Genomic DNA, 21,703 nt, shown 5'->3' on the forward strand with positions numbered 1-21,703 from the left:
TGCCGGAAAGCGGCAGCGGCAGGATAAGCGCAAGCCTAATCCGTCGGGGTATGGTCTGCCTGCTGCGGAATTTTCCAATACCTGCTCCCGTCGCCGGTTCTTCCCAGCAGCCGGTTTTCCACCAGCTCTCTTCTCAGGAAGCAGTGGTCGTTGAAGGTGTGGTTGTCCTTTATGATCTCATTGACTTCAGCTTCTGTATACTCCACATTCTCCGAAAAATTCGTGCTCAAATACTCGATGACAATTCTTTGATTGGTGCGTTTGGCCGGCCAGCTGCGCAGCTTCCGGTCGGTGTCCAGAAAATTATCCAGTTTACTTTTCATGATCTGTTACCTCCATAATATAATATTCGAACATAGTCTAATTATATATATATCTAATTAGATTGCAACTGAAAGTTGTCCGTCCCGGGCTGGTGAGCAATTGTTTGGTAATCTTCGCTATTTGACGCTGCACTGCAGTAATTCCTATGTGATAATATTTCTATATGATCCAATATAATGCTTGGGAGCATAACAGGATCAGTTGAACAAGCCGTGGAGGATGAGTGCTTAATGCCAAGAGTGAGTAAAACAATCATTGTAACCGTTTCTTTGCTGTTTACCCTTACCGGATGTTTTATCAGCGGAACAGATGAAGATGTCCAGGCCAACAGTCAGGAAACTGTTGCTGCAGCCGCGGACATTCCTGCCTATGACTTGTCTTCCCTTGTTATTGAGCTGCCTTCCGGGTGGGAGCTTGATAAAGGGGACAAGCTAAACTACCTGATGATAAATGAGCGGGGGGAGGCTTCAGGAAGAATTTCTTCAAGTCCCTATGAGGCTAACTATGAATTTAAGCATGCGCTGCCTAATCACAGCTCGGTAATTAACGATGAGACGATTCAGCTTCCAGCCGGAGACTGCCGGTTAATTACCCTTGATGCCGATAACGGGCCAGCTGCGTCCGGTATAACCGGAACTCATAATACCTATTACGGAGTTGTTTCGATTCAGGATAAAGTGATCTATATTCTCGATTTTACGAATCTGGATAAAGACCTCAAGAGCAAGCAGCAGTTCATTGATATTCTGAACACCATTTCCCTGCAGGAACCCGAAGTGTCCCAATGACAGGAGCTGTGAATCCGTCAATTCTGTGCACGAACTGTCGGAGCGCAGCGGAAGCTTTTTGTTACTCTGGATTCAAGGAAAGGAGGCTGGCAAATGAATCTGCTGGAGGAAATGAACAAGGCGCTCGGATATATTGAAGGACAGCTGGCGGGCGAAATTAATTACAGGGAAGCAGCGAGGCTGGCCATGTGCTCGGAATATCATTTTAAACGGATGTTCTCCTTTTTGGCAGGAATTCCGCTCTCTGAATATGTGCGCCGCAGACGGCTTACTTTGGCTGCATTCGATCTGCAGCACAGCCCGCTGCGCATCATTGATATTGCTGTAACCTACGGGTACAGCTCGCCCGATGCATTCACCAAGGCGTTTCAGCTGTTTCACGGTGTTACCCCTTCAGAAGCCAGATTAAATGGACAGCCGCTGAAGGCCTTTCCCCGGATGACGTTCCAATTAACGGTCAGAGGAGGAAACGAAATGAATTACCGGATTGAAGAAAAGGAAGCGTTCTGTATAGCAGGTCTGCACAAAAGGGTGCCGATTGTGTTCGAAGGAGTGAACCCCGAGATTGCCGCCATGTGGCAGAGCCTGAATATGGAGCTCATCGGCCAGCTCAAGGCGCTTTCCAACATAACACCTCAGGGGATGATCAGCGCCTCGGTTAACTTTTCTGAAGGGCGGATGGAGGAAAAGGGGGAGCTGGACCACTATATCGGGGTAGCTACAACGCTGGAATGTCCGGATACCTTCGCACAGCTGGAGGTAGCCGCAGGCACCTGGGCAGTATTTGAAGCGGTAGGTCCGTTTCCGGAGACACTGCAGAATGTCTGGGGCAGAATCTACTCGGAATGGTTCCCGTCCTCGCATTATGAGCTGGTGGAAGGTCCGGAGATCCTGTGGAATGAAAGTAAGGATACGGCTTCTCCGGCATACCGGAGCGAAATATGGATTCCGGTGCAAAAGAAAAACGAAGTGTAACAGGCAGAAGCTCCTGCGGGTAACCAGTGTTCCCGGGAGCTTCTGTTTGTTTTAGCTAAGCTGAGACATATATTCAAAGGCTGTGATGCCGAACATGCTTTTGAAATGGCGGTTCAGGTGTGTCAGGTCGAAGAAGCCGTAGTCTGCCACAGCCGCATAAATATCTTTGGTGCGTTCGATGGAGCGTCTGGCATGTTCAATTTTGCAATTCAAAAAAAACTGGTAGGGGGAAATGCCGGCATGCTGCTTGAATCCGCGGATGAACTGGAACTTCGACATGCCGAATTCTAGGCACAGCTCATCCAGCTTGAGCACATCGCCAAGGCTGCCCAGCATCATTTCTTTTGCCCGTTCAATAAACCGGTTATCCATTCCAGCGCTGCTTGCGGCTGTATCGTCAGCTGTCCGGGCAAGGCGTTCAATGAGGGAGAGCAGCAGCTCACCGGATAAAGCATCCTCCCTGCCGGACTGGACCGCACCGGAAAGGGCACAAATCTGCCGGGCCAGCCCGCGGTCATACACGATCGGAGTATCAAAGCGCAGCTCCCTGCCGCCAAGCGCCTCAGACACGAGCTCCGGCCGGAAATAGAGCATAATATAGTCAATCCCGTCCCGGTCGTAGGAGCTGCCGTCATGGTACTGCTCGCGGTTAAACAGCATGACGCCGCCCCGGTGAGAGGACTGGAAGCTGCCTCCGAGCTGATACTGCTGGATGCCGCGCAGGGTGACACCGACCGCATATTCCTCGTGGCAGTGTTTTTTGTACGTAAAGTCGCTCATGCTTGCGGATAGGGCCAGAATATCTTCTGATTTTTTGTAAATAAACTGCTCCACAGCTTCCGCCTCCCTTCGTTAAAAAATCCCCGAAACCATTACAGCCGAGTATACCATAAACAGCGCCATAACCGTGTTCGCCGTCCGCCGGTGTGCCTGCAGGAAGGCTCTGAAGACCGCTCCGAATACGAGCCAGGCCATAAAGGCCAGAAACCCGATAACAGTTATGACTATGACGAACATGGTGAGTATAAGCGGAGAGCTGTAATAAGGCAGGACGTAGCCTGGGATTACAGTTAGCGTAAACAGGATTACCTTAGGGTTGATAAACTGCATCAGCAGGCCGGAGGCAAAGCCGGACGTATTGTGATTCTGCGCTTCCGCTGTGTTCATCCGGTAAATCTGAACGGCCAGATACAGCATATACAGGCTGCCAACGGCCTGCATCACGGTGAGAACACCGGGCAGCACGCCGGCCAGTATCCGGTTCAGCAGGGCAGAAGCGGCAAGCAGAAGGCCGAAGGCAAGCGTTGCTCCCCATACATACTTCATGGCCTGCTTCAGGCTGTTGTGCTGGACAGTGGAAAGGATGACAATATTCGTCGGTCCCGGAGTAAAGGTGACAACGACGCAATATACAAGAAAAGCGGTAAGATTCATGAGGACCTCCTGATGTGTAGTCAACAGTCAACATGAATCGTACACCGGAATGCGGGGCGGTCTATAGTACATTATTGCAGCAGACTGGCGTAATCCTCAGACAAGCTGTTTGCCGGGTAGCATCTGATTCTGCTCCAGCATCGCCCACAGCTGCCCGGTAATGTCTTCGGCAGAATAGGACACGGGGTTCGTAAACCACCATTCGATCACACCGACAGTCGCAGAAGCCATAAATTGTATCCGTACCTCCTGATCCACTCCAGCGGGAAATTGAAGATCCGTATACTGCTGCCTGATCCCCAGGCAGATCATCTCAAGCAGGCGGCTGCGAAGGGCGGGCACCCCCTTGCTTGTCAGCAGGGTGGTGTAGAACGCGGTATGCTTCTCCAGCATAGTGAATACTCGCAGCAGCGAGTCTTTTGTCGGATATGCCGGTTCATTAAGCCCTTCCAGCGGCATGCAGCTGGCGATGAGCTGATCCAGATGGGTCTCGATGCATAAGTCCAGCAGGTGGTACTTGTCCGTATAATGGGCATAGACGGTTCCGCGGTTAACGTCTGCGCGCTCCGCAATTTCATTAATTGTAATTTTCTCGAATTCCTTTTCGGCCATCAGGCTGATCAGGGCCTCCATGATGGCTTCCTGGCTTTTCCGGACTCGTCTGTCCATGCTCGGGTTCTCCTTTGATTCAGCTTATTTAAAAAGTTATTGGACATTTGTGCACATTCTGTCGGGTAACCGACAATTACGCCGATTTTAACAATTGTACAGAAGGATAAGCTGAATTATATTGGACAAATGATTGAAAAACAACATTTGTTCGAAAAAGAGGGGATGACGATGAAGACATTGGTTTATGGCGCAGGGGTGCTCGGCAGCTATCTGGCGCATGTGCTGATCCAAGGCGGAAATGATGTAACGATGCTGGCGAGAGGCAGCCGGGCGGAGGAGCTGAAGCGGGACGGACTGGTTATCCGCCACTATTTTCAGCTTAAGACGACCACCGACCCGGTGAAGGTAATCAGCGCGCTAGAGCCGGAGGAGCATTATGATCTGATTTTTGTCGTGATGAAATTCAATGACTTCCCGGCTGTCCTGCCTGTGCTGGCAGCGAATGCAAGCAGCAATATCGTCCTGGTGGGCAATAATCCGGAGGCGAATGATACGCAGAGAAGTCTGGAGGAGCTTAGCGGAAATAAGAAAAATATAGCGTTCGGATTTCAGCTGAGCGGCGGACGGCGGGAGAAAGACCGCATGATCTCCGTCCGCGCAGGCGGGCAGATGGTGCTTGGGGCGCTGGACGGACCGGTTCCTTTTCAGGACATGCTGGTTACGTCCTTTGCACATACCAAATATAAACTAAGCTTCCTTGAGGATATCGATACGTGGCTGAAAAGCCATATTATCACGATTCTGCCGATGAACCTCGCTACATTTGCGGTTAAGGGCGATGTGAAAATACTTGCACGGAACAAGAAGCTGCTGCAGCAGATTATCACGGCGATGGATGAAGGCTTCAGTGTGCTTGAGACACTGGGATATACGGTAGTCCCGGCGGGTCAGGTAAAGGCAGTCCGTTCCTACCATAGGCTTATGTATCTGTTCCTGAAGCTGTATCACAGGCTTCCGGTCGCCCGGATGATCGATGGCTCAGTACATGAGCTTACGGCGCTTAACAGTGCTTTTGAGCGGCTGAAGCAGCAGGGAGGGGTGGCAACTCCGGTATGGGATGAGCTTGTAGCTCAGAACGGCGAAAGGTAAGACTGGCTGAACGCAGAATCCGGCGACAATCCGGGAGAATTTGTGTACACTAGGCTTAAGCACATGCTTAATCTGCATTTGAGGTGTCGACAAGAATGGATAATGAGCTGACCATAAGCAAGCTGACCGCCGGGGACAGGGGAGCGGCTGCGCGGATTTTTGAGATTTCGATTACGGATGCCTTTGAACAGGAAGGGCTGGGGGATCTGCGGGAGGATATTGCCCAGGAGATCGACGGTAAAAATCATATAGTCCAGGCTGCGCTTTCCCGTGCCCACCCGGACACCTTTCTGCTGCTGGCCAGGCTGAACGGCGAAGCCGCCGGAACGATATCCTTCGGGCCCTGCGGTGAAGAAGTACGGATATGCACCGGCGGCCGGCTGAACGATGTAGGCGAGCTGGGCAGCTTATACGTACTCCCGCAGCTGCAGAACCGGGGAATCGGCTCAGCGCTGATCCGCAGCATGGCAGAATGGCTTGACAGACAGGGAATCGAGCAGTTCTGTCTGGACAGTGGCTATAAGCGGGCCCAGCAGAGATGGCTGCAGAAGTTCGGTGAGCCTTATGTAACCGCCCAGGACTACTGGGGTCCCGGCAATCCGCATATGGTGTGGCTGTGCAGGGTGAAGGATTACGTGTAGACTGCCGGGGGAAGCCTAGCGGTACTCTATGAGCAGATTATCACTGTCAAAATAGACAAGATCACCCTCATCATAATGCCATACGGCTCTTAGCCGGGTGGGCTGGCGGATGCCGTCAATATTGCTGTAATCATCCATATACGCGCTCCAGCGTACCTGTTGTCTGGAGCCGTCCATGCCGACTGCTGTGCGGTCATTTGTAGTGAAGGACTGGCATTCGCCATTCTCCCGGAAGGTAAAAATGCCGCTGGCTGTGCTGCCGTACCGGGAAATCGTCGCTTCAGCGTGCAGATTATCAATCGGCTTCCAGGTGATATAGCTCTGGAGTGCAGCACTTGGCAGCAGTAAAGCCTCCGAGAGAAAGGTGACCAGACAGGCCTGATCCATTTCCGCGCCCCGCTGATTAAAGAGTGTGAACGCTTTGCCCAGAACACCCTTCATTCCCCCTGTACCTTCTACATAGGTGTCAAGCCCCTGAAAAGGTATACCGTACAGCTTTGCATCAATAAAAGCGATTCTGTCCGTCCGGGCAACGGAATTTACCTGATTATATCCGATTGTTATAATGGCTTTGCCGGGACCCAGGCTAAACTTGACCTTGCGGAATTCAGCCTGCATTGCGGACATTTTAGGGTAGCCGGTAAACCCGGCCGTTTCGAAATACCTCCGGACCGGTGGCGGGAGCGGCGTCCAATCCTCTGGGGTAAATACAGCAGCTGCAGCCGGTTCACCGTCCGTCAGGCCTGAGACCAGCTTCTGAAACTCAGCCCTGGTTCCGGAATACGGAATCCGCCAGAAGACAAGGACAGCAGCCGCGAAACAGATTATTGTAACAGTCAGCACAATCATGATTTTTCTACTCCTTTTCATCAGCTGGCGAACCGGCTTCCATCAGGATGATATTTCTGTTCAGTCCGGCTAACCCGCGGAATAATCCGCCCGTCAATTCTCCGTCGAAGCCATTGAATAAATCTGCCATGAACTTCTCCTCTTTCTTACTTCTACCTGCAAAATAATCCATACACGCCTCAGTCAGCCGCACACGGACAATCCTTGCATCCTGTACATCCTTAGCCAGTTCCAGCAGTCCTTGCTTCTCCAGTATTAGCGCCATCTTCTTCACATTTTGCCTGGAGCTTCCGGTCATCACAGCGAGTTCTGTCAAGGCAGGGGCGGTAGTGCCGCTCTTCAAAATAACAGCGATCAGCAGCCACTGCTTCGTCGTGATCTGCGCATCAAGCTTATCTCCCAGTGCCTGAATCCGGTTGGCAAGCATGAGTAAAGTCCCCAGAATATATGCTTGCTGTTCTTGCTGTTCTTGCTGTTCTTGCTGTTCTTGCTGTTCTTGCTGTTCTTGCTGTTCTTGCTGTTCATTCTCATTCAATCAGCTCATCCCCCACCTTTAAAGGTAACTAGTTACGTATTCAATATATTCCATAATCCGTGTGGTGTCACTACATCCCGAGGCGGAGATATAAATGGTCTTGCAGACTGTTAAGCAGGGCCGGAGAGCGGGAGTATAATGAGGCAGCAGTGAACGTTCTGAAAGGATACATACACGTTTACATTCAGTTTAAATAAGGGATTTAAGATCCTTATATATTAGGAGCGCAGGAGGAGAGGCAAATGAATCAGCAAGGAAATAAGGTTCGGCAGCAGGTTGAATTAGCGATTGAGGCGCAGGGGTTAGTCAAAATTTTTGGAGATAACCGCGCGGTGGATGGCGTGGATTTGAAGGTGCCTACCGGCACCATCTACGGGGTGCTGGGGCCTAACGGGGCGGGAAAAACTACCGCGATCCGCATGCTGGCAACACTGCTCAGACCGGACGGAGGCTCTGCCAGAATCTTCGGACATGATGTAGTAAAGGAGCCGCAGATTGTTCGGCAGCTAATTGGAGTTACCGGACAGTATGCCTCAGTGGATGAATCGCTGAGCGCTACAGAGAATCTGGTGATTTTCTCGCGCCTGCTTGGACTGGGGCGGGCCGAAGCCAAGCGCAAGGCAGCAGACCTGCTGGAGGAATTCGGGCTGAGTGAAGCGGCCAGACGGCCGCTGAAGAATTTCTCCGGCGGGATGCGCCGGCGTCTGGATCTGGCGGCAAGCCTGATCGCGCAGCCGCCGCTGATCTTTCTGGATGAACCGACCACCGGACTTGATCCGAGAACCCGCAATCAGATGTGGGATACGATCCGCCGTCTGGTAGGTTCGGGCTCGACCGTGCTGCTGACGACGCAGTATTTGGAGGAAGCGGATCAGCTGGCCGACCGGATTGCCGTAATTGACCATGGCCGGGTGGTTGCCGAAGGCACCGTCGATGATCTGAAATCCTCAATCGGCAGCTCGTCGCTGCATCTCAGAGTCCAGAATCCGCAGCAGATCCAGCTGGCCCGGCAGACGGTGGAGCGTGTACTCCGTGTGCAGACTGCGATTTCAGCGGAAGCGGCCACCATTACAGCTCCAATGGGCAATGCGGATGCCGTAACCGATCTGCTCATTGGCCTTCGTGAAGCAGGGGTTCCCTTGTCGGAGATGAGCGTGCAGAAGCCGACCCTTGACGAAGTGTTCTTGTCACTGACCGGCCGCGGGGTAGAGGATCATGCAGCACAGTCGGCAAATAAAACAGCTAAAACGGAGGGGCAGGAATATGAGTACATTCATTAAACCGGGCGCAGAACGCCAATTAAAAAATCGCTCCAGCCTCGGCCAGTCGGTCCGCAACTCCCTGACGATGGCTTACCGGGGGCTGCTCAAAATCAAGCGCACACCTGAGCAGCTGTTCGATGTTACGCTGCAGCCGATTATTTTCACCCTGATGTTCACTTATATCTTCGGCGGGGCGATCTCGGGGGATGTGGTCAGCTATCTGCCGGTCATTATCCCTGGGATTCTGGTGCAGACAGTGATTACTACCTCGATTGTAACCGGCGTACAGCTGCGTGAGGATATGGAAAAAGGGGTATTCGACCGTTTCAAGTCACTGCCGATCTCCCGTATCGCCCCCCTTGCAGGAGCGCTGTTGGCTGATACCGTCCGCTATACCATTGCTACTGTGCTGACTTTCACAATGGGTTATCTGATGGGCTACCGTCCGGAAGGCGGGCTGGGCTCTGTAGTCCTCGCGGCCCTGCTGGTGATCGGCTGCTCCTGGGCGATCAGCTGGATCTTTGCCTTCTTTGGTGTCATCGCTCGTACAGCTTCCAGTGTACAGGGGATTTCGATGATCGTGCTGTTCCCGCTTACCTTCATGTCCAACGCCTTTGTACCTGCTGATACCATGCCTGACTGGCTGCAGTGGTTTGTTGCAATCAACCCGATCTCCCATCTCGTCACCGCTGTCCGTAATTTGACCAATGCAGGCACAGCAGGCTCCGACCTCGTTTATTCCCTGGTCGGCGCTGCAATTATTGTAGCGGTCTTTGCACCGGTCACCGTCCGCGCCTATATGCGCCGTACGTAAATTTTTGATTAACAGCAGGCAATCCTTCAAGAGTGGAGGATTGTCTTTTTTGCTATACTAAGTACAAATGATGACCAATACCTGATTATGGAAAAGGAGCTGTCTATGCCATGGATATGAGTCAGCCTGAATCTCTTCCAGTACACAAGGATTTTCCCTACGGTTCCCGCTATCTTACGGTGAATGGAGTGCGCCTGCATTATGTGGATGAGGGCGAAGGTCCGCCTGTGCTTTTGCTGCACGGCAATCCCACCTGGAGTTATATGTACCGCAATATTATTCCGTATCTGGCGCCCTATGTGCGCTGCATAGCAGTTGATCTGCCGGGGATGGGCAAATCGGACAAGCTGGAGCTTGGCTGCACGCTTGCGGAGCATGCGGAATATATCAGCTCATTCATTGAACAGCTTGGATTGATTAATCCGGTGCTGGTCGGCCATGACTGGGGGATGGCGGTGGGGCTGGAATATGCGGCAGCCAATCCCGGTAATGTGCGGGCAGTGGCGATGCTTGAGCCGCAGGCTTTGTATCCGACACCATCCTGGGAGGAATTTACGCCGGCTGAGTCGGCGGAGCTGTTCCAGCTGCTGCGTGATCCCGGGCAGGGCTGGCCGTTTATGCGTGACAACAGCGTGTTCGTCGAGGGCATGCCGAGCATCATCATTAACCGGCAGTTGAGTGCAGAGGAGCATGAATATTACCGTGAGCCCTTCCTGAATCCGGAGGAGCGGCGTCCGATGTGGGTATTTCCTAACCAGATCCCGGTTGACGGGCAGCCTCCCGAGGTTGTGAAGGCAGTTGTACAGCGCAACCGCTGGTTCACCGGCTCTGATGTGCCTAAGCTACTCTTTTATGCCGAGCCGGGCTGTACAATCCGCGAGCCGCAGGTCAGCTGGTGCCGGGAGCATCTGAGTAATCTCACCCTATGTCCGATAGGGAAGGGCTTCCACCATCTGACTGAGGAGAATCCGCAGCTGATCGGTCTGGAGCTGCAGCGCTGGATTAACGCTCTGCCTTTATAGGCCTAACTAAGGAATGTTTGCAGACGTAGAGTCTGTAAGCACTCCTTTTTTTGTATGGCGATTGACAGATGCTGGATTGAGGAGGTATTATGAGTTCGGAGTTAGTAATTTAGTAAATTAGTAAATTACTAAATCGAACGTTCAATCAAATCTTGAATGACAAACTAATTATTCTAAAACTGGAGCGTACAAACATGAAAATACCAACAACCCTCAAACATAAACCTGTGATCGTGTCCGAAAATTATGAGCAGGTAGACGGCCGGTATGCCGGCAATACGGACGCCCAGGGCTTGTCCCTGGGCCTGGCCCAATGGAATGACCGGGGCAAGGTCGATATTTCAGCCAAGGTATGGAGACATACGGGAGAGAAGTGGTCCAGACAGTCGGAGGAGCTGCCGATGCACCGGGTGCTGGATCTGGCGATCCTGATCTGCAGAAGCAGCCTGTATTTTCAGGACGCCTACCGGCTGCCCGAGATGTATGATCCCGAGAACCCGCAGATTGACCGCATCGGACTGCAGGGAGATGCCATGAATGTATCGGTCTGCACCGACAACCCGATGATCGGCAATGATATCAAGCTGTTTGCCCAGGCACTTGGCGAGGACGGCGAAATGATCGGCGAGCGGCTTAGTGTTCTGGCACGGGTGCTGAAGGAAATGGGCTATTAAGCATAGACTCAAGGCTAAGCAAATGAAAGGGGAATTTGAAGTGGACAAAAGCAAGCGCAAGGAGCTGCAGGAGGAATTCAAACAGATCAAGACCTATATGGGAGCCATCCAGATTACCAATAAGGTCAGCGGCAAAATCTATGTAGACACCTTCTCCAACCTCAAGAACAAATGGTTCACCCTGCAGATGCAGCTGGATATGGGACGGTTCGCCAATGCAGGCCTGCAGAAGGACTGGAAGGAGCTTGGTGCGGACAGCTTTACCTATGAGGTGCTGGAGCAGAAAGAGGCGGATGAAATCACCGATATCAAATGGGAATGCAAGCAGATGCTGAAGCACTGGCTCGACAAGCTGCAGCCTTATGAGGATAAGGGCTATAACAAGCCTTTGCTTAGATAAATGAAGAACAGCCGCAAGAGCTCCCTTGAAGAAAGGAAGCCTTGCGGCTGTTCTTTTAGTCTATAAACCATTCGCCCCGGGCAACGGGATGCACCTGTCCTCCGACGTTAATGTCATACGAGTTGTCTTTTAATGAAGCCTTGACTTGAATCAGAGAGGGTCTGCCGATCTTGTAGCCCTGTTCAACACGGTACCGGAGCTCACTGCTGCCCAGATCATTATATTTCAGCAAATAGCCTGCAAGGTTCCCGTTCGCACTTCCTGTAGCTGCGTCCTCAGGAAATCCGGTATCCTCACAGAACACACGAACATGAAGATCATGATCCGCCTGAACCGTCTCTTTGCAGTAGACAAGGATGTTCGCGCGGAACGCCTTTGCCAGAAATGCCTCAAAGGCTGCATGGTTAATCCGGCAGGCATGTACAGCCTCCAGGGAGCGAAGCGGGACAATAATGGAAGCAAGACCGGTGGATACCTCCTGTACAGGATAATCCGGCTCAAGCTCTCCGGCATCAATGCCCAGTATTTCAGCAATCACATCAGGGTCAACCGTCCGCCCGAATTGCGGAGGTTTCTGCTTCATCCACAGCTCATGCCGGCCCGCCGCAGTAACGGGAATTTGCCCGACGCCGAGATTAAGAGTAATGGTGCCGCCCGTATCCTGTTCAAGCCCCCGTTCAATCTCCCGCTGAATAATGTACGCTGTCCCGAGCGTCGGATGCCCTGCAAACGGAACCTCAGTATCCGGTGTAAAAATCCGCACATTATAGCCGCCGTTAACCCGCTCGTCTGACTCGATAAACGTGGTTTCAGCAAAATTGACCTCCTTCGCGATCGTCTGCAGCAGCTTCTGCGGCAGAGCAGCAGTGTTGCGGAATACGGCCAGCTGATTGCCGGCATATCTCTTTTCGCCAAAAACATCTACAATATAATATGGAATCGTATTCAAGCAAAAGCCTCCCCATAGTGATAAACAATAAGCTTTAGAATAAAGGGATACCGGGTGCATTGCAAGACACCAGTAAGCAGCTGTGCAGCATCTTGAAGAGACTTTTGGCGAAACTTCCAAATTAAGGAGACGTATAAACACAAAAACGTACTGACGGGAGGACTGCACAGTGGCAAACGAAGCCAGAAGGTTTTTTAAACTATTTTCCAAAAATATAAAGGAGCTGCGGAGTCCGGCACCCTATGAGGTGAACGGGCTGCGTGTCATCTGCGTTCATTGCCGGCATGACCGGTTTGACCATGGCTTTGCCCAGCTGAATACGGCTTTGTTAAGCTTTTTGAATCTGGATTTCGCCAACCGTTCGGCGAATATCCTGACCTGCGACCGCTGCGGGTATGTTCACTGGTTCAATAAAGATATCAGGAGGGTGAGAGTATGATGAGGTTAAAGTCTGCCGCAGGATTAGGCGTATGTATGATGACAGCCGGCCTATTGCTCACAGGGTGTGCAACTGATGCAAAGCCTGCAAAGCTGTCTAAAGAGGATGCGAGGACGATCGTCGAGGATAAGCTGGATCAGAGCAGCAGCAGCCTTGCAGGCCAACTGGCTGACATTACTCCGGATGATGTATGGGAGGAGACGGGTCATCAGCTGTTTAAGGATAGCAGCAGTCTGGAGACTTACGTGGTGGCGGACGGAAAAGCGGCTGTACTGGGGACCGGTTTTGGCGGCAGCGGGGTAACGAGTGTTGTACCCTATGATGTGAATGGTGACGGTGCCGGGGATCTTGTGTATGCCTACTCTTACGGATCAGGTATTCACCGTTCGGTGATGTCCTGGATGGATCTGCAGACGATGACTGAGCATCCGGTGCTTAGTAAAGCTGAAACGGCCGGATTCCGGACGTATGATCTGATTTTACAGAAGGAAGACGATTCCATTATTGTATATCAGGTAGGCAACAAGCAGAACCGGGAAGCTGTAACTCAGGCACTGATGAGCTATCCGGCCAGTAAGGATATTGAGTCAATGAGTCTTGTTAAGGATGGCGTGCTGGTTAAGGAGCAGGATGGGCTGTATTATGAAGCAACCGGCGCGGACTGAGCGTTCAGCATTATGACGAACAAAAGAGGCTGGAGATGATAACATGTTTCTGCGAAGACTGGAGCTGCTGCTCCACAATGTCCCTGATCCCGGGCGATACCCTTTTTCTATACCGGCGCTGAAGCAGCTGCATACCGTTGAGTTCAAGACCAATGTTACATTCCTTGTTGGAGAAAACGGATCGGGCAAATCCACCCTGCTGGAGGCGATTGCTTATCAATGCGGCTTCAATACGGCAGGCGGCGGACGGAACAATACCTATGAGGTAGATGCCGCCCATTCCGCGCTGGGTGATCATATCCGGCTGTCGTGGCTGCCGAAGATCACAAACGGATTTTTTCTGCGGGCCGAGACCTTTTACCATTTTGCCTCCCATCTGGATACGATGCCTGAGAGTCTGCGGTATTACGGGGGGCAGTCGCTGCATAAACAGTCTCACGGGGAGGCTTTCTTGTCCCTGTTCAACAACCGTTTCGGCAAAAAAGCGCTCTACCTGCTGGACGAGCCCGAGGCTGCACTCTCACCCGCCCGCCAGCTGTCGCTTATGCGTATCATCAAGGATCTGGACAAGGAGGCGCAGTTTATCATTGCCACCCATTCACCGATTCTGCTTGGCTACCCGGATGCGCAGATCCTTAACTTTGACAGCCAGCCTGCCTCGGAGATCCGGTACGAAGACACACTGCATTACATTATAACAAGACAATTTCTGGAGAACCGCAAGGCGGTGTTACGGGAGCTGTTCAGTGACGGGGATGAGTGAACGAAGAGCTGATTTCCTTTACGGACAGGTTGTATGGAGAAGCTCCGGACTGGTATAACTATTTATAAAAGACTTATATGAATGAACATCCCGGGAGGAAGAAGCATGTCCAAAGAGTATTCAAGGGTATATATCGAAAGTGTAAAGCAGGAGCTGTTAAGCCGGCTTGGCTTGAAGCAAGTGTATTTTAAAGGGCAGGCGGGCGATGATCTGCTCTATGAGGCTACCGGCTTTGACCGTGGAACCTCGCATAAATTCTGTGTCCGGACCAAAAACGGATCGGTCGATGAGTCCGTTGGCGGAAAGTGGATGAAGGTGCGCGGCTTTACGGTCAAGAGCAAGGATTTGAACTGAGCCTGCAATAAAATCTGCTTTTGACACGGGGCAGCTGCTTTGACTAACCCTTTTGTATCCGATATAGTTATATCCAATTAAACTGGTTGCTAAAGAGACAGGAGGGCTGGTATGGAGGTTTTTGCAGAGTATCTGGAGGGAATTAACAACCCAGAGCACCGTACCCGGACGGAGGAAGTATTGAACTGGGTTGCGGAGAAGTTCCCGGGTCTGGAGCCCAGGATGGCCTGGAATCAGCCCATGTACACCGATCACGGTACCTTTATTATTGGCTTCAGCGTATCTAAACAGCATTTGGCGGTGGCCCCGGAAATTGCCGGAATCAACCGGTTTTCGGACAAAATCGTACAAGCAGGCTATGATCATACGAAGCAGCTGCTGCGGATCAAATGGGGGAGCCCGGTGGATTATGCCTTGCTTGAGGAAATAATCGACTTTAACATTCTGGATAAAGCAGACTGCTCCACCTTCTGGCGGAAATAATGACGATGCCTCAATCATATTGTATCCGGCCGCAATGCTTGTCATTGTGGCCTCTTTGTATTTCTGAGAGAATATTACAAAGCCTGTTAATCAGATAATCAAAAGGATGTGAACCGGCCATGCAGCTGGAAACGGAACGTTTAGTAATAAGAGAATTCGTGCCAGAAGATCTCCCGGAGGTACATGCGTATGCATCAGATCCTCTGGTAGCCAGATATATGATCTGGGGACCGAACACGGAAGCGGAGACAAGAGATTATATCAGCACGACGATAGAGCTTCAGAATCAGTCTCCGCGCCGCGGCTATGAATTTGCTGTGGTGCTGCGGGACACCGGTCAGCTGCTGGGCGGCTGCGGCCTTCATCTCACTGAGCACCGGCAGGGGGAAATCGGCTACTGCTTCAACCCGCTATTCTGGAAGCGGGGTTATACAAGTGAGGCTGCAGCAGCGCTGCTTGAGCTTGGCTTCAGTACACTCGGTCTCCACCGGATCTACGCCACCTGCCGGCCGGACAATACCGGTTCAGCCAAAGTGATGCAAAAAATCGGCATGCACTATGAAGGCCATCTGCGGGAGCACAAGTGGCATAAAGGCGCATGGCATGACTCCTATCTGTATTCCATACTGGAGCATGAATACAGAAAGATTACAAGCATACAATTTTGAAATAAAGGGCAAGTGATAAGCTGATAGAAACGGTAAATAGGGTAATAACCGCTTGAGGAGGAATGCCTAATGGAATGGATCTTAGAAAACGTAGAAGAAACCAGCCTACTGCACCCGGAAACGTTCTTCATCCCCTCCGAGCAGGAAAGAAACACACAGCAGGCCGGAAAAATGGTCCGGCTACATTTCGTATTGACGAATCCCGGAGCTGCCGGGCCGCGTGCTGAACGGATGTGGGTGGAAATTACCAGCCAGGATCAGGTGAGCCGCCAGTACACGGGAATCCTGACGAATGCTCCTGAGGTTCTGAAGACGCTGAAGCTTGGAGATACGGTGCAATTCGAACCCAAGCATATTGCCCGGACCCTTCTCCGCGAAGGAGATCCGCTATGGCTGGCCGTCGGCGAGAAGCTGGCACTTGTCTCCAAGAAATGCTTGGAGCCGGGCAGCGCGGTGCACTGGATGTACCGGCAGATGCCTGAGCGGGAACAGGACAGCGGCTGGCGGCTGTTCGCCGGAGATGAGGATGAAGCCTATCTGAACAATTCCGAGAATGTGAGGCTCATGCATGTCTATTCGATTATGGATCAGGACCCCAGCCTGCTGGAGCCGTTTAAGGGAGAGATCGGCAGCGCTTTTGAGCGGGAGAGCAGGGACGGGGAATGGAAAGAGGTTAGGGATTGGGTGCTGGAGGAAAATGAATAATGCCTGAGTATTCGCATATCCAAACCTGTGTAAGGTGTGACGCCGGCAATTACACAAGTGTCCTTAAGGAATTTGCCGCCTTCCTTTCCCGGGTTGGCCTGGATAACAGCTATTTCTGCAGCGGGCTTGAATGGGAGCTGGCGGATAACGGCTTTATGTATCAGGGAGGCAATGCAGATGCAGAGGAGGTCCCTGTTGAGGGGATTTCCCTGCACGTAAGGCCTTATGTGGTTGGTCTTACTCCTGAAGTATTTCCTGAGCTGGCAGAGTCATGGCTTGAGATTAATTTGTTATTCTGGACTGATGAGATTACAGCAGATTACATAACAGGTGAGCTGGTCGGCAAGGTTAAGCCGTATCTGTGGGAGTTGATCAAGCAGCTTTCCGGCGGCTATCAGCAGAGCGGAGTATATTTTACCAGTGAAGTTACCGACGGAAAACCGTGGGAAGCGATCATTACCGGCAACAATGCGGAGCTGTGGTCTTTTGATGCTGCGGTAATCCCTGTGGAACTCATTGAACGGTATGGCCGGCCTGATGACCGTTTTTTTTACCATACATATGATGATAACAAGCTGTTTCTGGCACGTAGAGAGGTTTGGAGAGAAGAGCCTTGGAAGTGATGAAAGAAAAATATTAGTGCCGGGGGTGTTGAAAGTAAATGAATGCATACGAGCTTATGATAAAAACAAATCACTTCTTCATTAAAGGCGGAAGCCTATCTGACTCACAAAAATGTAATATAGTTGTTCATTTATTCTCGGCACTGACTCAGCCAGAACAGGCAATGAGGTTCTATAAGGCTGTCAAGTTTCCTAATAACATTGACGGCCATGGGCGTCAGATGTATCCGGTGTTCTTTATTCCACCCTATAATAATGGAGTAAAGCTTAAAACGATTTTTAATCAGACACCAAAAACCCATATATTCTCTGCCAATATGTATGAGCTTGAAATGATCCGCTTACTTTGCCTCCTTGCACCTGATAATCCTAATGTAAAAGAAATAGTGGATAAAACGCTTACCCGCCTGAAAACCACATGCTTTGGGATTTGTGATGATGGAGCGGGGGAGTGCTTTGATACATCGCTTGTTGTATTACGCTTTCTTGCAACGGTATCTCCTGAAGAGACTAATTGGATATATGGCAGAATTGATAATTATAACAGTCATGCCGGAGACAGAAAACGCCCATGGTTTGCAAAATGGTATTTCTGGCTCTGCCTTTCTGAACTGCCATTTGAAATTGCTGAATCAGAGATTAACAAATATAAAGAGGAGATCATGCCATGGCTGACAACAAAGAGTGCGGTCATGAACAGCGAACACGATAAAACCATTCACTCGGTTCTTATCTGTATGCTTCGCAACCTAATGAGCAGATATCCAGAATACACGCACATAAAAGAACGTCAGCCTTACATAAGTGAACGAGACGGAAGGTTACATTTTGATATGGGCTAAAATACCAGGATGAATAAATAGTAAATTTGTACGCAATTGGAGGTGCAATACGATTGGATACGACTGAGCTAAGAATATTCGTAGATGAGAATAAACCATTCGAGGTAGCAAAAGAGAGTTTCTGGAACTGGATTTATACTTGGAAAGGGGAAGACCCTGAAGACTATTTTGAATTGTTCCGAAATGAAGATATCACCACAATAGTGCTAACAAATGAGCGTATCGCACTCGTCATTAACTATCAGTTTGATAATCCGGTTGAATTTTTACAAACGACAATAAACGTTTATTTTAAAGAAAGCCTGATTGCCAAGTATCATTACATGCAGGACTTTGATGGGAAGGCAATCGATGATGTACTAAGTTTCGAGAAATATTCCATATTAACGGAAAACTTATAGTGGAGGGTACTCATGGAAGTTATTATTCGCGACTCAATGGTCCATCTAACTCAAGGCGATATCACTAAAATGGACGTTGATGCAATCGTTAATGCGGCTAACACGAGTTTATTGGGTGGCGGGGGTGTAGACGGCGCTATCCATAGAGCTGGAGGCAGGGCAATATTAGAAGAGTGCATGAGTATCCGCAGCAGGCAAGGTGGTTGTGCAGTGGGGGAAGCGGTAGTAACCACGGGAGGAAATATGAAATGCCGTTTGGTTATACATACGGTTGGTCCGGTCTGGAATGGTGGAGTGTATGATGAAGAAGAGAAGCTGAGGAACTGTTACAGGAGTTCATTAAGGCAGGCTGAACTAAACGAGGTTACAAGTATTGCTTTTCCAAATATAAGTACTGGTATATACAATTATCCGAAAGACTTGGCTTGCCGAATAGCTTTTGATGAGGTTTCCAAATATCTATTAAACAACGAGTCAAATATTAAAAGAATAGTATTTGTATGTTTTGATAAAGAGAATTTTGCGCTGTATAAAAAAGAACTGGAGAAGGTTTGAGCAGTCTAAAGGGTGCAACTCAGTTTCATTGGAGGATCGGAAAGTTCACATCAGTATACTCCAGGACGTGCAACCAATCATCTTATGAGCCCATCTTCGCCAGGGGGTTGGATAAGGTTAAAACCTTGTCCACCACTCTCATTTGCATTGATGATCTAAATAGGCTATACTTGATTGATTTTATATTATTGATTAGTCACTAACTAAAGAGAAGGAGTGTTGAATTTATGGCAAAGGATGATAAAAGCAGCGTAAACCGGAAAGCTGAAATCATCTCGGCAGCGATTGAGGTGTTTGCGGAAACGGGTTATTATCGCGCGACAACGGCACAGGTTGCAGAACGGGCGAAAATTTCCCAGCCCTATGTGTTTCGTTTTTTTGCAACGAAGGAAGCACTGCTGCTCAGCGCACTGGAGCTTTCCTGGGAACGGATTCAGCAATCCTTTCGGCTGGTCGTGGAAAGCGCAGTAGCCCCTGAGCAGCTGGAGAGCGATCTGATTGAGGCATACAAGGAAATTCTGGCCTCCTATATGAACGAGACCTACTTGCAGATGCAAGCCCAGACGATGCGTGAGGAGGCGATTCGTGAAGCAATGCGTAACGGTTTTCGGGAAGTACGCCAAATCGTGTTGAGTGCTTTTCGCGAGAAAGGGCTGCAGAATCCAGAGGATCGCACGTTTAATTTCCTTGCCAGGGGGATGTTGTGTAATATTTCCTGGGCACTTGATATGCCTGAACTCATCGAGCGGGAAGTTTAATATGGCGAAAGCCATAATTTAAAAATTAGTTATTGATCAATTACTAACTAAGTGATATAGTGTCATTACAAGTTAGTGATCAATCAATTACAAAACTGAATGGGAGTTGAAGAATGATGAAAAAAGCGATTGTTATTGGTGCTACAGGCGGTACAGGAGCGGTTATTGCATCTGAACTTGTAAAACGGGGGATACCGACTGTTGCCTTCGGACGGTCTCGCCATAAGCTGGAGGAGCTTGCAGGCGGCTTAGGCAATCCTGCTCACCTGTTGTTAGCAACCGGGGATGCCTTCCGGTCAGATGATATCGCGGCTGCGGCCAAAGATGCGGATGTATTATTCCATTGCGCGAACGTCCCTTACAATGAGATGGAGAGCAAGCTGATTCCCCTCGGTGAAGCTGTAATGGAGGCGGCCGACCGGCTGAGTCTGAAGGTTGTCGTCATTGATGGTATTTACCCCTATGGACGAAGACAAATGGATCGCGTAACGGAGGAGCATCCCAAACAGCCACACACGAAGAAGGGAAAAGTGCGGCTTGCCTTTGAGCAAATGATCTTTAGCAGCAGATGGAGTCATGCGCGCCCCATGATTGTACGCCTCCCAGATTATTACGGACCGACCGCTAATCAAGCCTCATATTTGGGCGGAACACTTGAGGCAATTGCAGCCGGGAAAATGGCCTTTTTCGTAGGGAATATGAATACGCCGCGTGAATATGTATATCTGCCTGATGCGGCTATGATGATTGTGGAGCTCGCGGCTAGCGAGCAGGCTTATGGGCAGAACTGGAATATCCCTGGTTCGGACATTATCTCCGGCCGTGAGATTGTCCGCATTGCTAAACAGGCAAGCGGCACGAATAAGCCCGTTATTGCCCTTAAAAAGGTTGGATTGTCGCTGCTCGGATTAATCGTTCCCGTCATGAAGGAAGTGGTTGAGATGCTGTACTTAACGGAAGAACCGCTACGCTTAAGCGGAGAGAAGTATCAACGCCATATCGGGGCTATTCCGGCAACCAGACCTGAGGCTGGTATTGCGGCGACCGTTCAGGAATTGCAGAAAAGGAAATGATTTTTTATACAAAAGTAATTGATCAATCAATTACAAAAGAAGTAAGACTGGCAAGTACGAAGCAATCTCCTCTTGGATAAAGAGCCGTCCATCCTTATAAGCCGTTCCGCGGATCGCCAGCCTATTTCACAGCAGCTCAGCTTTGGCAGCCCGCGGAGTTTTATTGGCATCCGCCCAGTCGCCCTCTCCGCAAATGCATATGATGATTATGCCTACTCAATGAAAAGGAGCGATCACATATGGGATTATTTCCAGGGCCGGGTGGCGGCCAAGGGTTTCCGGGTTTCCCGGGAGGACCAGGTGGACCAGGAGGACCGGGAGGGCCGGGATTTCCAGGCGGATTTCCGGGGACACCGGGGGGAGGACCAAGCGGCGGACCAGGCGGTGCTCAAGCACCAACGGCTCCACCACCGCAATTCGTACCGCAAATGACGGCTACCGCCTATGCCGTCGATCCCGGCGGGATCAGACGCTGTCTGTTCCGCAACACCTATGTCTGGCTGAACAACGGGGAGCAATTCTGGTTCTTCCCGGTATTCGTCGGACGTAATTCGGTTGCCGGATTCAGATGGTTCGGCTTCTCCTGGGCTTACTTCGGCATTGATTTGAACCGGATCAGCTCGTATACCTGCTTCTAGGGACATACATGCCGAATCCAAAAACAGCCACCTCTGCCGGTCTGGCAGGAGTGGCTGTTTCTATTGTGCGCCCGGCATGGGCGATAACTTGGCGGTGAAAGTCCGCTACAGGCTTGGCAGTAGGAACTGTTAGCCAAGGGCAAGGGTGTCCGCCGCGAGGCGGAATCTGAAGGAAGCCGGAGGCAAACCCTCGGTCTGACGAACAGAAATCACATAGAAGGCATGCTGGGACGGACGAGCTTGCACTACAAAGCAAAGTCCAATACTGCCCGAATTCCAGGATGTAAATGTGGCAGATAGATGAGGGG

The 21,703-nt window shown here is 50.6% G+C and carries 30 protein-coding genes; 23 read left to right on the forward strand and 7 right to left on the reverse strand.

Annotation, left to right across the window (positions count from 1 at the left end; all coding sequences use genetic code 11):
* Positions 1-35: 35 nt before the first annotated feature.
* Entirely contained in the window at positions 36-323 is a 288-nt protein-coding gene (locus BLR64_RS11685; RefSeq protein WP_090714311.1) for a DUF2087 domain-containing protein, read from the reverse strand.
* Positions 324-554: 231 nt separating this feature from the next.
* Between BLR64_RS11685 and BLR64_RS11690 the strand changes: the two genes are divergently transcribed.
* Together BLR64_RS11690 and BLR64_RS11695 are read left to right on the forward strand one after the other, a co-directional pair.
* Complete coding sequence (locus BLR64_RS11690; RefSeq protein WP_090714313.1) at positions 555-1,112, forward strand: hypothetical protein; 558 nt, start codon at positions 555-557, stop codon at positions 1,110-1,112.
* A 93-nt stretch (positions 1,113-1,205) separates the two neighbouring features.
* The gene (locus tag BLR64_RS11695) at positions 1,206-2,087 is read left to right on the forward strand and encodes an AraC family transcriptional regulator (RefSeq protein WP_090714315.1); all 882 of its coding nucleotides are present in this window, start codon (positions 1,206-1,208) and stop codon (positions 2,085-2,087) included.
* Positions 2,088-2,138: 51 nt separating this feature from the next.
* Here BLR64_RS11695 and BLR64_RS11700 read toward each other — a convergent pair whose 3' ends face one another.
* The 3 genes from BLR64_RS11700 to BLR64_RS11710 all read right to left on the reverse strand — a co-directional run bounded on the left by BLR64_RS11700 (position 2,139) and on the right by BLR64_RS11710 (position 4,190).
* On the reverse strand, positions 2,139-2,921 hold the full coding sequence (locus BLR64_RS11700; protein ID WP_090714316.1) for an AraC family transcriptional regulator: 783 nt from the start codon (positions 2,919-2,921) through the stop codon (positions 2,139-2,141).
* An 18-nt stretch (positions 2,922-2,939) separates the two neighbouring features.
* Positions 2,940-3,521, reverse strand: a complete 582-nt coding sequence (locus tag BLR64_RS11705) for a LysE family translocator (RefSeq protein ID WP_090714318.1) — start codon at positions 3,519-3,521, stop codon at positions 2,940-2,942.
* 96 nt (positions 3,522-3,617) lie between these two features.
* The gene (locus BLR64_RS11710; RefSeq protein ID WP_090714319.1) at positions 3,618-4,190 is read right to left on the reverse strand and encodes a TetR/AcrR family transcriptional regulator; all 573 of its coding nucleotides are present in this window, start codon (positions 4,188-4,190) and stop codon (positions 3,618-3,620) included.
* Positions 4,191-4,361: 171 nt separating this feature from the next.
* Here BLR64_RS11710 and BLR64_RS11715 point away from each other — a divergent pair, with 171 nt between their 5' ends.
* Positions 4,362-5,282: a ketopantoate reductase family protein gene (locus BLR64_RS11715; RefSeq protein ID WP_090714321.1), complete on the forward strand. Its 921-nt coding sequence runs from the start codon at positions 4,362-4,364 to the stop codon at positions 5,280-5,282.
* Between the two features lie 95 nt (positions 5,283-5,377).
* On the forward strand, positions 5,378-5,923 hold the full coding sequence (locus tag BLR64_RS11720; protein ID WP_090714323.1) for a GNAT family N-acetyltransferase: 546 nt from the start codon (positions 5,378-5,380) through the stop codon (positions 5,921-5,923).
* Between the two features lie 15 nt (positions 5,924-5,938).
* Here BLR64_RS11720 and BLR64_RS11725 read toward each other — a convergent pair whose 3' ends face one another.
* Positions 5,939-6,772, reverse strand: a complete 834-nt coding sequence (locus BLR64_RS11725; RefSeq protein WP_090714325.1) for a DUF6544 family protein — start codon at positions 6,770-6,772, stop codon at positions 5,939-5,941.
* Between the two features lie 7 nt (positions 6,773-6,779).
* Positions 6,780-7,307 carry a MarR family winged helix-turn-helix transcriptional regulator gene (locus BLR64_RS11730; protein WP_244157681.1) on the reverse strand — a complete coding sequence of 176 codons (528 nt, stop codon included), beginning with the start codon at positions 7,305-7,307 and terminating at the stop codon, positions 6,780-6,782.
* Positions 7,308-7,549: 242 nt separating this feature from the next.
* On the opposite strand from BLR64_RS11730, the gene BLR64_RS11735 reads away from it, so the two are divergent.
* From BLR64_RS11735 to BLR64_RS11755, 5 genes are all read left to right on the forward strand, one after another.
* Positions 7,550-8,587, forward strand: coding sequence for an ATP-binding cassette domain-containing protein (locus tag BLR64_RS11735; RefSeq protein WP_090714326.1), 1,038 nt, complete (start codon positions 7,550-7,552; stop codon positions 8,585-8,587).
* On the forward strand, positions 8,571-9,383 hold the full coding sequence (locus tag BLR64_RS11740) for an ABC transporter permease (protein WP_090714328.1): 813 nt from the start codon (positions 8,571-8,573) through the stop codon (positions 9,381-9,383). Before BLR64_RS11735 ends, BLR64_RS11740 begins: the two co-directional genes overlap by 17 nt.
* A 110-nt stretch (positions 9,384-9,493) precedes the next feature.
* Positions 9,494-10,405, forward strand: coding sequence for a haloalkane dehalogenase (locus BLR64_RS11745; protein WP_090714330.1), 912 nt, complete (start codon positions 9,494-9,496; stop codon positions 10,403-10,405).
* A 194-nt stretch (positions 10,406-10,599) separates the two neighbouring features.
* Positions 10,600-11,079 carry a DUF6530 family protein gene (locus BLR64_RS11750; protein WP_090714332.1) on the forward strand — a complete coding sequence of 160 codons (480 nt, stop codon included), beginning with the start codon at positions 10,600-10,602 and terminating at the stop codon, positions 11,077-11,079.
* A gap of 40 nt (positions 11,080-11,119) precedes the next feature.
* Entirely contained in the window at positions 11,120-11,479 is a 360-nt protein-coding gene (locus BLR64_RS11755) for a GIY-YIG nuclease family protein (RefSeq protein ID WP_068725603.1), read from the forward strand.
* Between the two features lie 55 nt (positions 11,480-11,534).
* Here BLR64_RS11755 and BLR64_RS11760 read toward each other — a convergent pair whose 3' ends face one another.
* On the reverse strand, positions 11,535-12,428 hold the full coding sequence (locus tag BLR64_RS11760; protein ID WP_090714334.1) for a PhzF family phenazine biosynthesis protein: 894 nt from the start codon (positions 12,426-12,428) through the stop codon (positions 11,535-11,537).
* A gap of 169 nt (positions 12,429-12,597) precedes the next feature.
* On the opposite strand from BLR64_RS11760, the gene BLR64_RS11765 reads away from it, so the two are divergent.
* The 14 genes from BLR64_RS11765 to BLR64_RS11830 all read left to right on the forward strand — a co-directional run bounded on the left by BLR64_RS11765 (position 12,598) and on the right by BLR64_RS11830 (position 21,395).
* Positions 12,598-12,867 (forward strand): hypothetical protein, encoded by a 270-nt coding sequence (locus BLR64_RS11765; protein ID WP_208607168.1) that lies wholly within the window; start codon positions 12,598-12,600, stop codon positions 12,865-12,867.
* Positions 12,864-13,532 carry a hypothetical protein gene (locus BLR64_RS11770; RefSeq protein ID WP_090714335.1) on the forward strand — a complete coding sequence of 223 codons (669 nt, stop codon included), beginning with the start codon at positions 12,864-12,866 and terminating at the stop codon, positions 13,530-13,532. Before BLR64_RS11765 ends, BLR64_RS11770 begins: the two co-directional genes overlap by 4 nt.
* 43 nt (positions 13,533-13,575) lie before the next feature.
* On the forward strand, positions 13,576-14,295 hold the full coding sequence (locus tag BLR64_RS11775; RefSeq protein WP_090714336.1) for an AAA family ATPase: 720 nt from the start codon (positions 13,576-13,578) through the stop codon (positions 14,293-14,295).
* 105 nt (positions 14,296-14,400) lie between these two features.
* Positions 14,401-14,649 carry a hypothetical protein gene (locus BLR64_RS11780; protein WP_090714337.1) on the forward strand — a complete coding sequence of 83 codons (249 nt, stop codon included), beginning with the start codon at positions 14,401-14,403 and terminating at the stop codon, positions 14,647-14,649.
* A 111-nt stretch (positions 14,650-14,760) separates the two neighbouring features.
* Positions 14,761-15,132, forward strand: coding sequence for an iron chaperone (locus BLR64_RS11785; RefSeq protein WP_068725450.1), 372 nt, complete (start codon positions 14,761-14,763; stop codon positions 15,130-15,132).
* Positions 15,133-15,251: 119 nt separating this feature from the next.
* Positions 15,252-15,800 carry a GNAT family N-acetyltransferase gene (locus BLR64_RS11790; protein ID WP_090714339.1) on the forward strand — a complete coding sequence of 183 codons (549 nt, stop codon included), beginning with the start codon at positions 15,252-15,254 and terminating at the stop codon, positions 15,798-15,800.
* A 69-nt stretch (positions 15,801-15,869) separates the two neighbouring features.
* Positions 15,870-16,505 (forward strand): immunity protein Imm33 domain-containing protein, encoded by a 636-nt coding sequence (locus BLR64_RS11795; RefSeq protein ID WP_090714341.1) that lies wholly within the window; start codon positions 15,870-15,872, stop codon positions 16,503-16,505.
* Positions 16,505-17,128 (forward strand): hypothetical protein, encoded by a 624-nt coding sequence (locus BLR64_RS11800; RefSeq protein ID WP_090714343.1) that lies wholly within the window; start codon positions 16,505-16,507, stop codon positions 17,126-17,128. The genes BLR64_RS11795 and BLR64_RS11800 overlap by 1 nt, the downstream gene beginning before the upstream one ends.
* 38 nt (positions 17,129-17,166) lie before the next feature.
* Positions 17,167-17,970: a hypothetical protein gene (locus BLR64_RS11805; RefSeq protein ID WP_090714345.1), complete on the forward strand. Its 804-nt coding sequence runs from the start codon at positions 17,167-17,169 to the stop codon at positions 17,968-17,970.
* 53 nt (positions 17,971-18,023) lie between these two features.
* Positions 18,024-18,371, forward strand: a complete 348-nt coding sequence (locus BLR64_RS11810; RefSeq protein ID WP_090714346.1) for a hypothetical protein — start codon at positions 18,024-18,026, stop codon at positions 18,369-18,371.
* Between the two features lie 12 nt (positions 18,372-18,383).
* Positions 18,384-18,926 (forward strand): O-acetyl-ADP-ribose deacetylase, encoded by a 543-nt coding sequence (locus BLR64_RS11815; protein WP_208607169.1) that lies wholly within the window; start codon positions 18,384-18,386, stop codon positions 18,924-18,926.
* A 227-nt stretch (positions 18,927-19,153) separates the two neighbouring features.
* Entirely contained in the window at positions 19,154-19,684 is a 531-nt protein-coding gene (locus BLR64_RS11820) for a TetR/AcrR family transcriptional regulator (RefSeq protein WP_090714348.1), read from the forward strand.
* Positions 19,685-19,800: 116 nt separating this feature from the next.
* Positions 19,801-20,757: an NAD-dependent epimerase/dehydratase family protein gene (locus tag BLR64_RS11825; protein WP_090714376.1), complete on the forward strand. Its 957-nt coding sequence runs from the start codon at positions 19,801-19,803 to the stop codon at positions 20,755-20,757.
* Positions 20,758-20,996: 239 nt separating this feature from the next.
* The gene (locus tag BLR64_RS11830) at positions 20,997-21,395 is read left to right on the forward strand and encodes a transporter (protein ID WP_090714350.1); all 399 of its coding nucleotides are present in this window, start codon (positions 20,997-20,999) and stop codon (positions 21,393-21,395) included.
* Positions 21,396-21,703 lie beyond the last annotated feature (308 nt).

This window comes from Paenibacillus typhae (genome assembly GCF_900099765.1).
GTDB classification, from domain to species: Bacteria; Bacillota; Bacilli; order Paenibacillales; family Paenibacillaceae; genus Paenibacillus_AQ; species Paenibacillus_AQ typhae.

What these genes read in the sequence shown, in the direction of transcription:
- BLR64_RS11685 (WP_090714311.1), bottom strand. Translation starts at nt 323, where the DNA reads ATGAAAAGTAAACTGGATAATTTTCTGGACACCGACCGGAAGCTGCGC.
- BLR64_RS11690 (WP_090714313.1), top strand. Translation starts at nt 555, where the DNA reads ATGCCAAGAGTGAGTAAAACAATCATTGTAACCGTTTCTTTGCTGTTT.
- BLR64_RS11695 (WP_090714315.1), top strand. Translation starts at nt 1,206, where the DNA reads ATGAATCTGCTGGAGGAAATGAACAAGGCGCTCGGATATATTGAAGGA.
- BLR64_RS11705 (WP_090714318.1), bottom strand. Translation starts at nt 3,521, where the DNA reads ATGAATCTTACCGCTTTTCTTGTATATTGCGTCGTTGTCACCTTTACT.
- BLR64_RS11710 (WP_090714319.1), bottom strand. Translation starts at nt 4,190, where the DNA reads ATGGACAGACGAGTCCGGAAAAGCCAGGAAGCCATCATGGAGGCCCTG.
- BLR64_RS11715 (WP_090714321.1), top strand. Translation starts at nt 4,362, where the DNA reads ATGAAGACATTGGTTTATGGCGCAGGGGTGCTCGGCAGCTATCTGGCG.
- BLR64_RS11720 (WP_090714323.1), top strand. Translation starts at nt 5,378, where the DNA reads ATGGATAATGAGCTGACCATAAGCAAGCTGACCGCCGGGGACAGGGGA.
- BLR64_RS11725 (WP_090714325.1), bottom strand. Translation starts at nt 6,772, where the DNA reads ATGATTGTGCTGACTGTTACAATAATCTGTTTCGCGGCTGCTGTCCTT.
- BLR64_RS11735 (WP_090714326.1), top strand. Translation starts at nt 7,550, where the DNA reads ATGAATCAGCAAGGAAATAAGGTTCGGCAGCAGGTTGAATTAGCGATT.
- BLR64_RS11740 (WP_090714328.1), top strand. Translation starts at nt 8,571, where the DNA reads ATGAGTACATTCATTAAACCGGGCGCAGAACGCCAATTAAAAAATCGC.
- BLR64_RS11745 (WP_090714330.1), top strand. Translation starts at nt 9,494, where the DNA reads ATGGATATGAGTCAGCCTGAATCTCTTCCAGTACACAAGGATTTTCCC.
- BLR64_RS11750 (WP_090714332.1), top strand. Translation starts at nt 10,600, where the DNA reads ATGAAAATACCAACAACCCTCAAACATAAACCTGTGATCGTGTCCGAA.
- BLR64_RS11770 (WP_090714335.1), top strand. Translation starts at nt 12,864, where the DNA reads ATGATGAGGTTAAAGTCTGCCGCAGGATTAGGCGTATGTATGATGACA.
- BLR64_RS11775 (WP_090714336.1), top strand. Translation starts at nt 13,576, where the DNA reads ATGTTTCTGCGAAGACTGGAGCTGCTGCTCCACAATGTCCCTGATCCC.
- BLR64_RS11780 (WP_090714337.1), top strand. Translation starts at nt 14,401, where the DNA reads ATGTCCAAAGAGTATTCAAGGGTATATATCGAAAGTGTAAAGCAGGAG.
- BLR64_RS11785 (WP_068725450.1), top strand. Translation starts at nt 14,761, where the DNA reads ATGGAGGTTTTTGCAGAGTATCTGGAGGGAATTAACAACCCAGAGCAC.
- BLR64_RS11790 (WP_090714339.1), top strand. Translation starts at nt 15,252, where the DNA reads ATGCAGCTGGAAACGGAACGTTTAGTAATAAGAGAATTCGTGCCAGAA.
- BLR64_RS11795 (WP_090714341.1), top strand. Translation starts at nt 15,870, where the DNA reads ATGGAATGGATCTTAGAAAACGTAGAAGAAACCAGCCTACTGCACCCG.
- BLR64_RS11800 (WP_090714343.1), top strand. Translation starts at nt 16,505, where the DNA reads ATGCCTGAGTATTCGCATATCCAAACCTGTGTAAGGTGTGACGCCGGC.
- BLR64_RS11805 (WP_090714345.1), top strand. Translation starts at nt 17,167, where the DNA reads ATGAATGCATACGAGCTTATGATAAAAACAAATCACTTCTTCATTAAA.
- BLR64_RS11815 (WP_208607169.1), top strand. Translation starts at nt 18,384, where the DNA reads ATGGAAGTTATTATTCGCGACTCAATGGTCCATCTAACTCAAGGCGAT.
- BLR64_RS11820 (WP_090714348.1), top strand. Translation starts at nt 19,154, where the DNA reads ATGGCAAAGGATGATAAAAGCAGCGTAAACCGGAAAGCTGAAATCATC.
- BLR64_RS11825 (WP_090714376.1), top strand. Translation starts at nt 19,801, where the DNA reads ATGAAAAAAGCGATTGTTATTGGTGCTACAGGCGGTACAGGAGCGGTT.
- BLR64_RS11830 (WP_090714350.1), top strand. Translation starts at nt 20,997, where the DNA reads ATGGGATTATTTCCAGGGCCGGGTGGCGGCCAAGGGTTTCCGGGTTTC.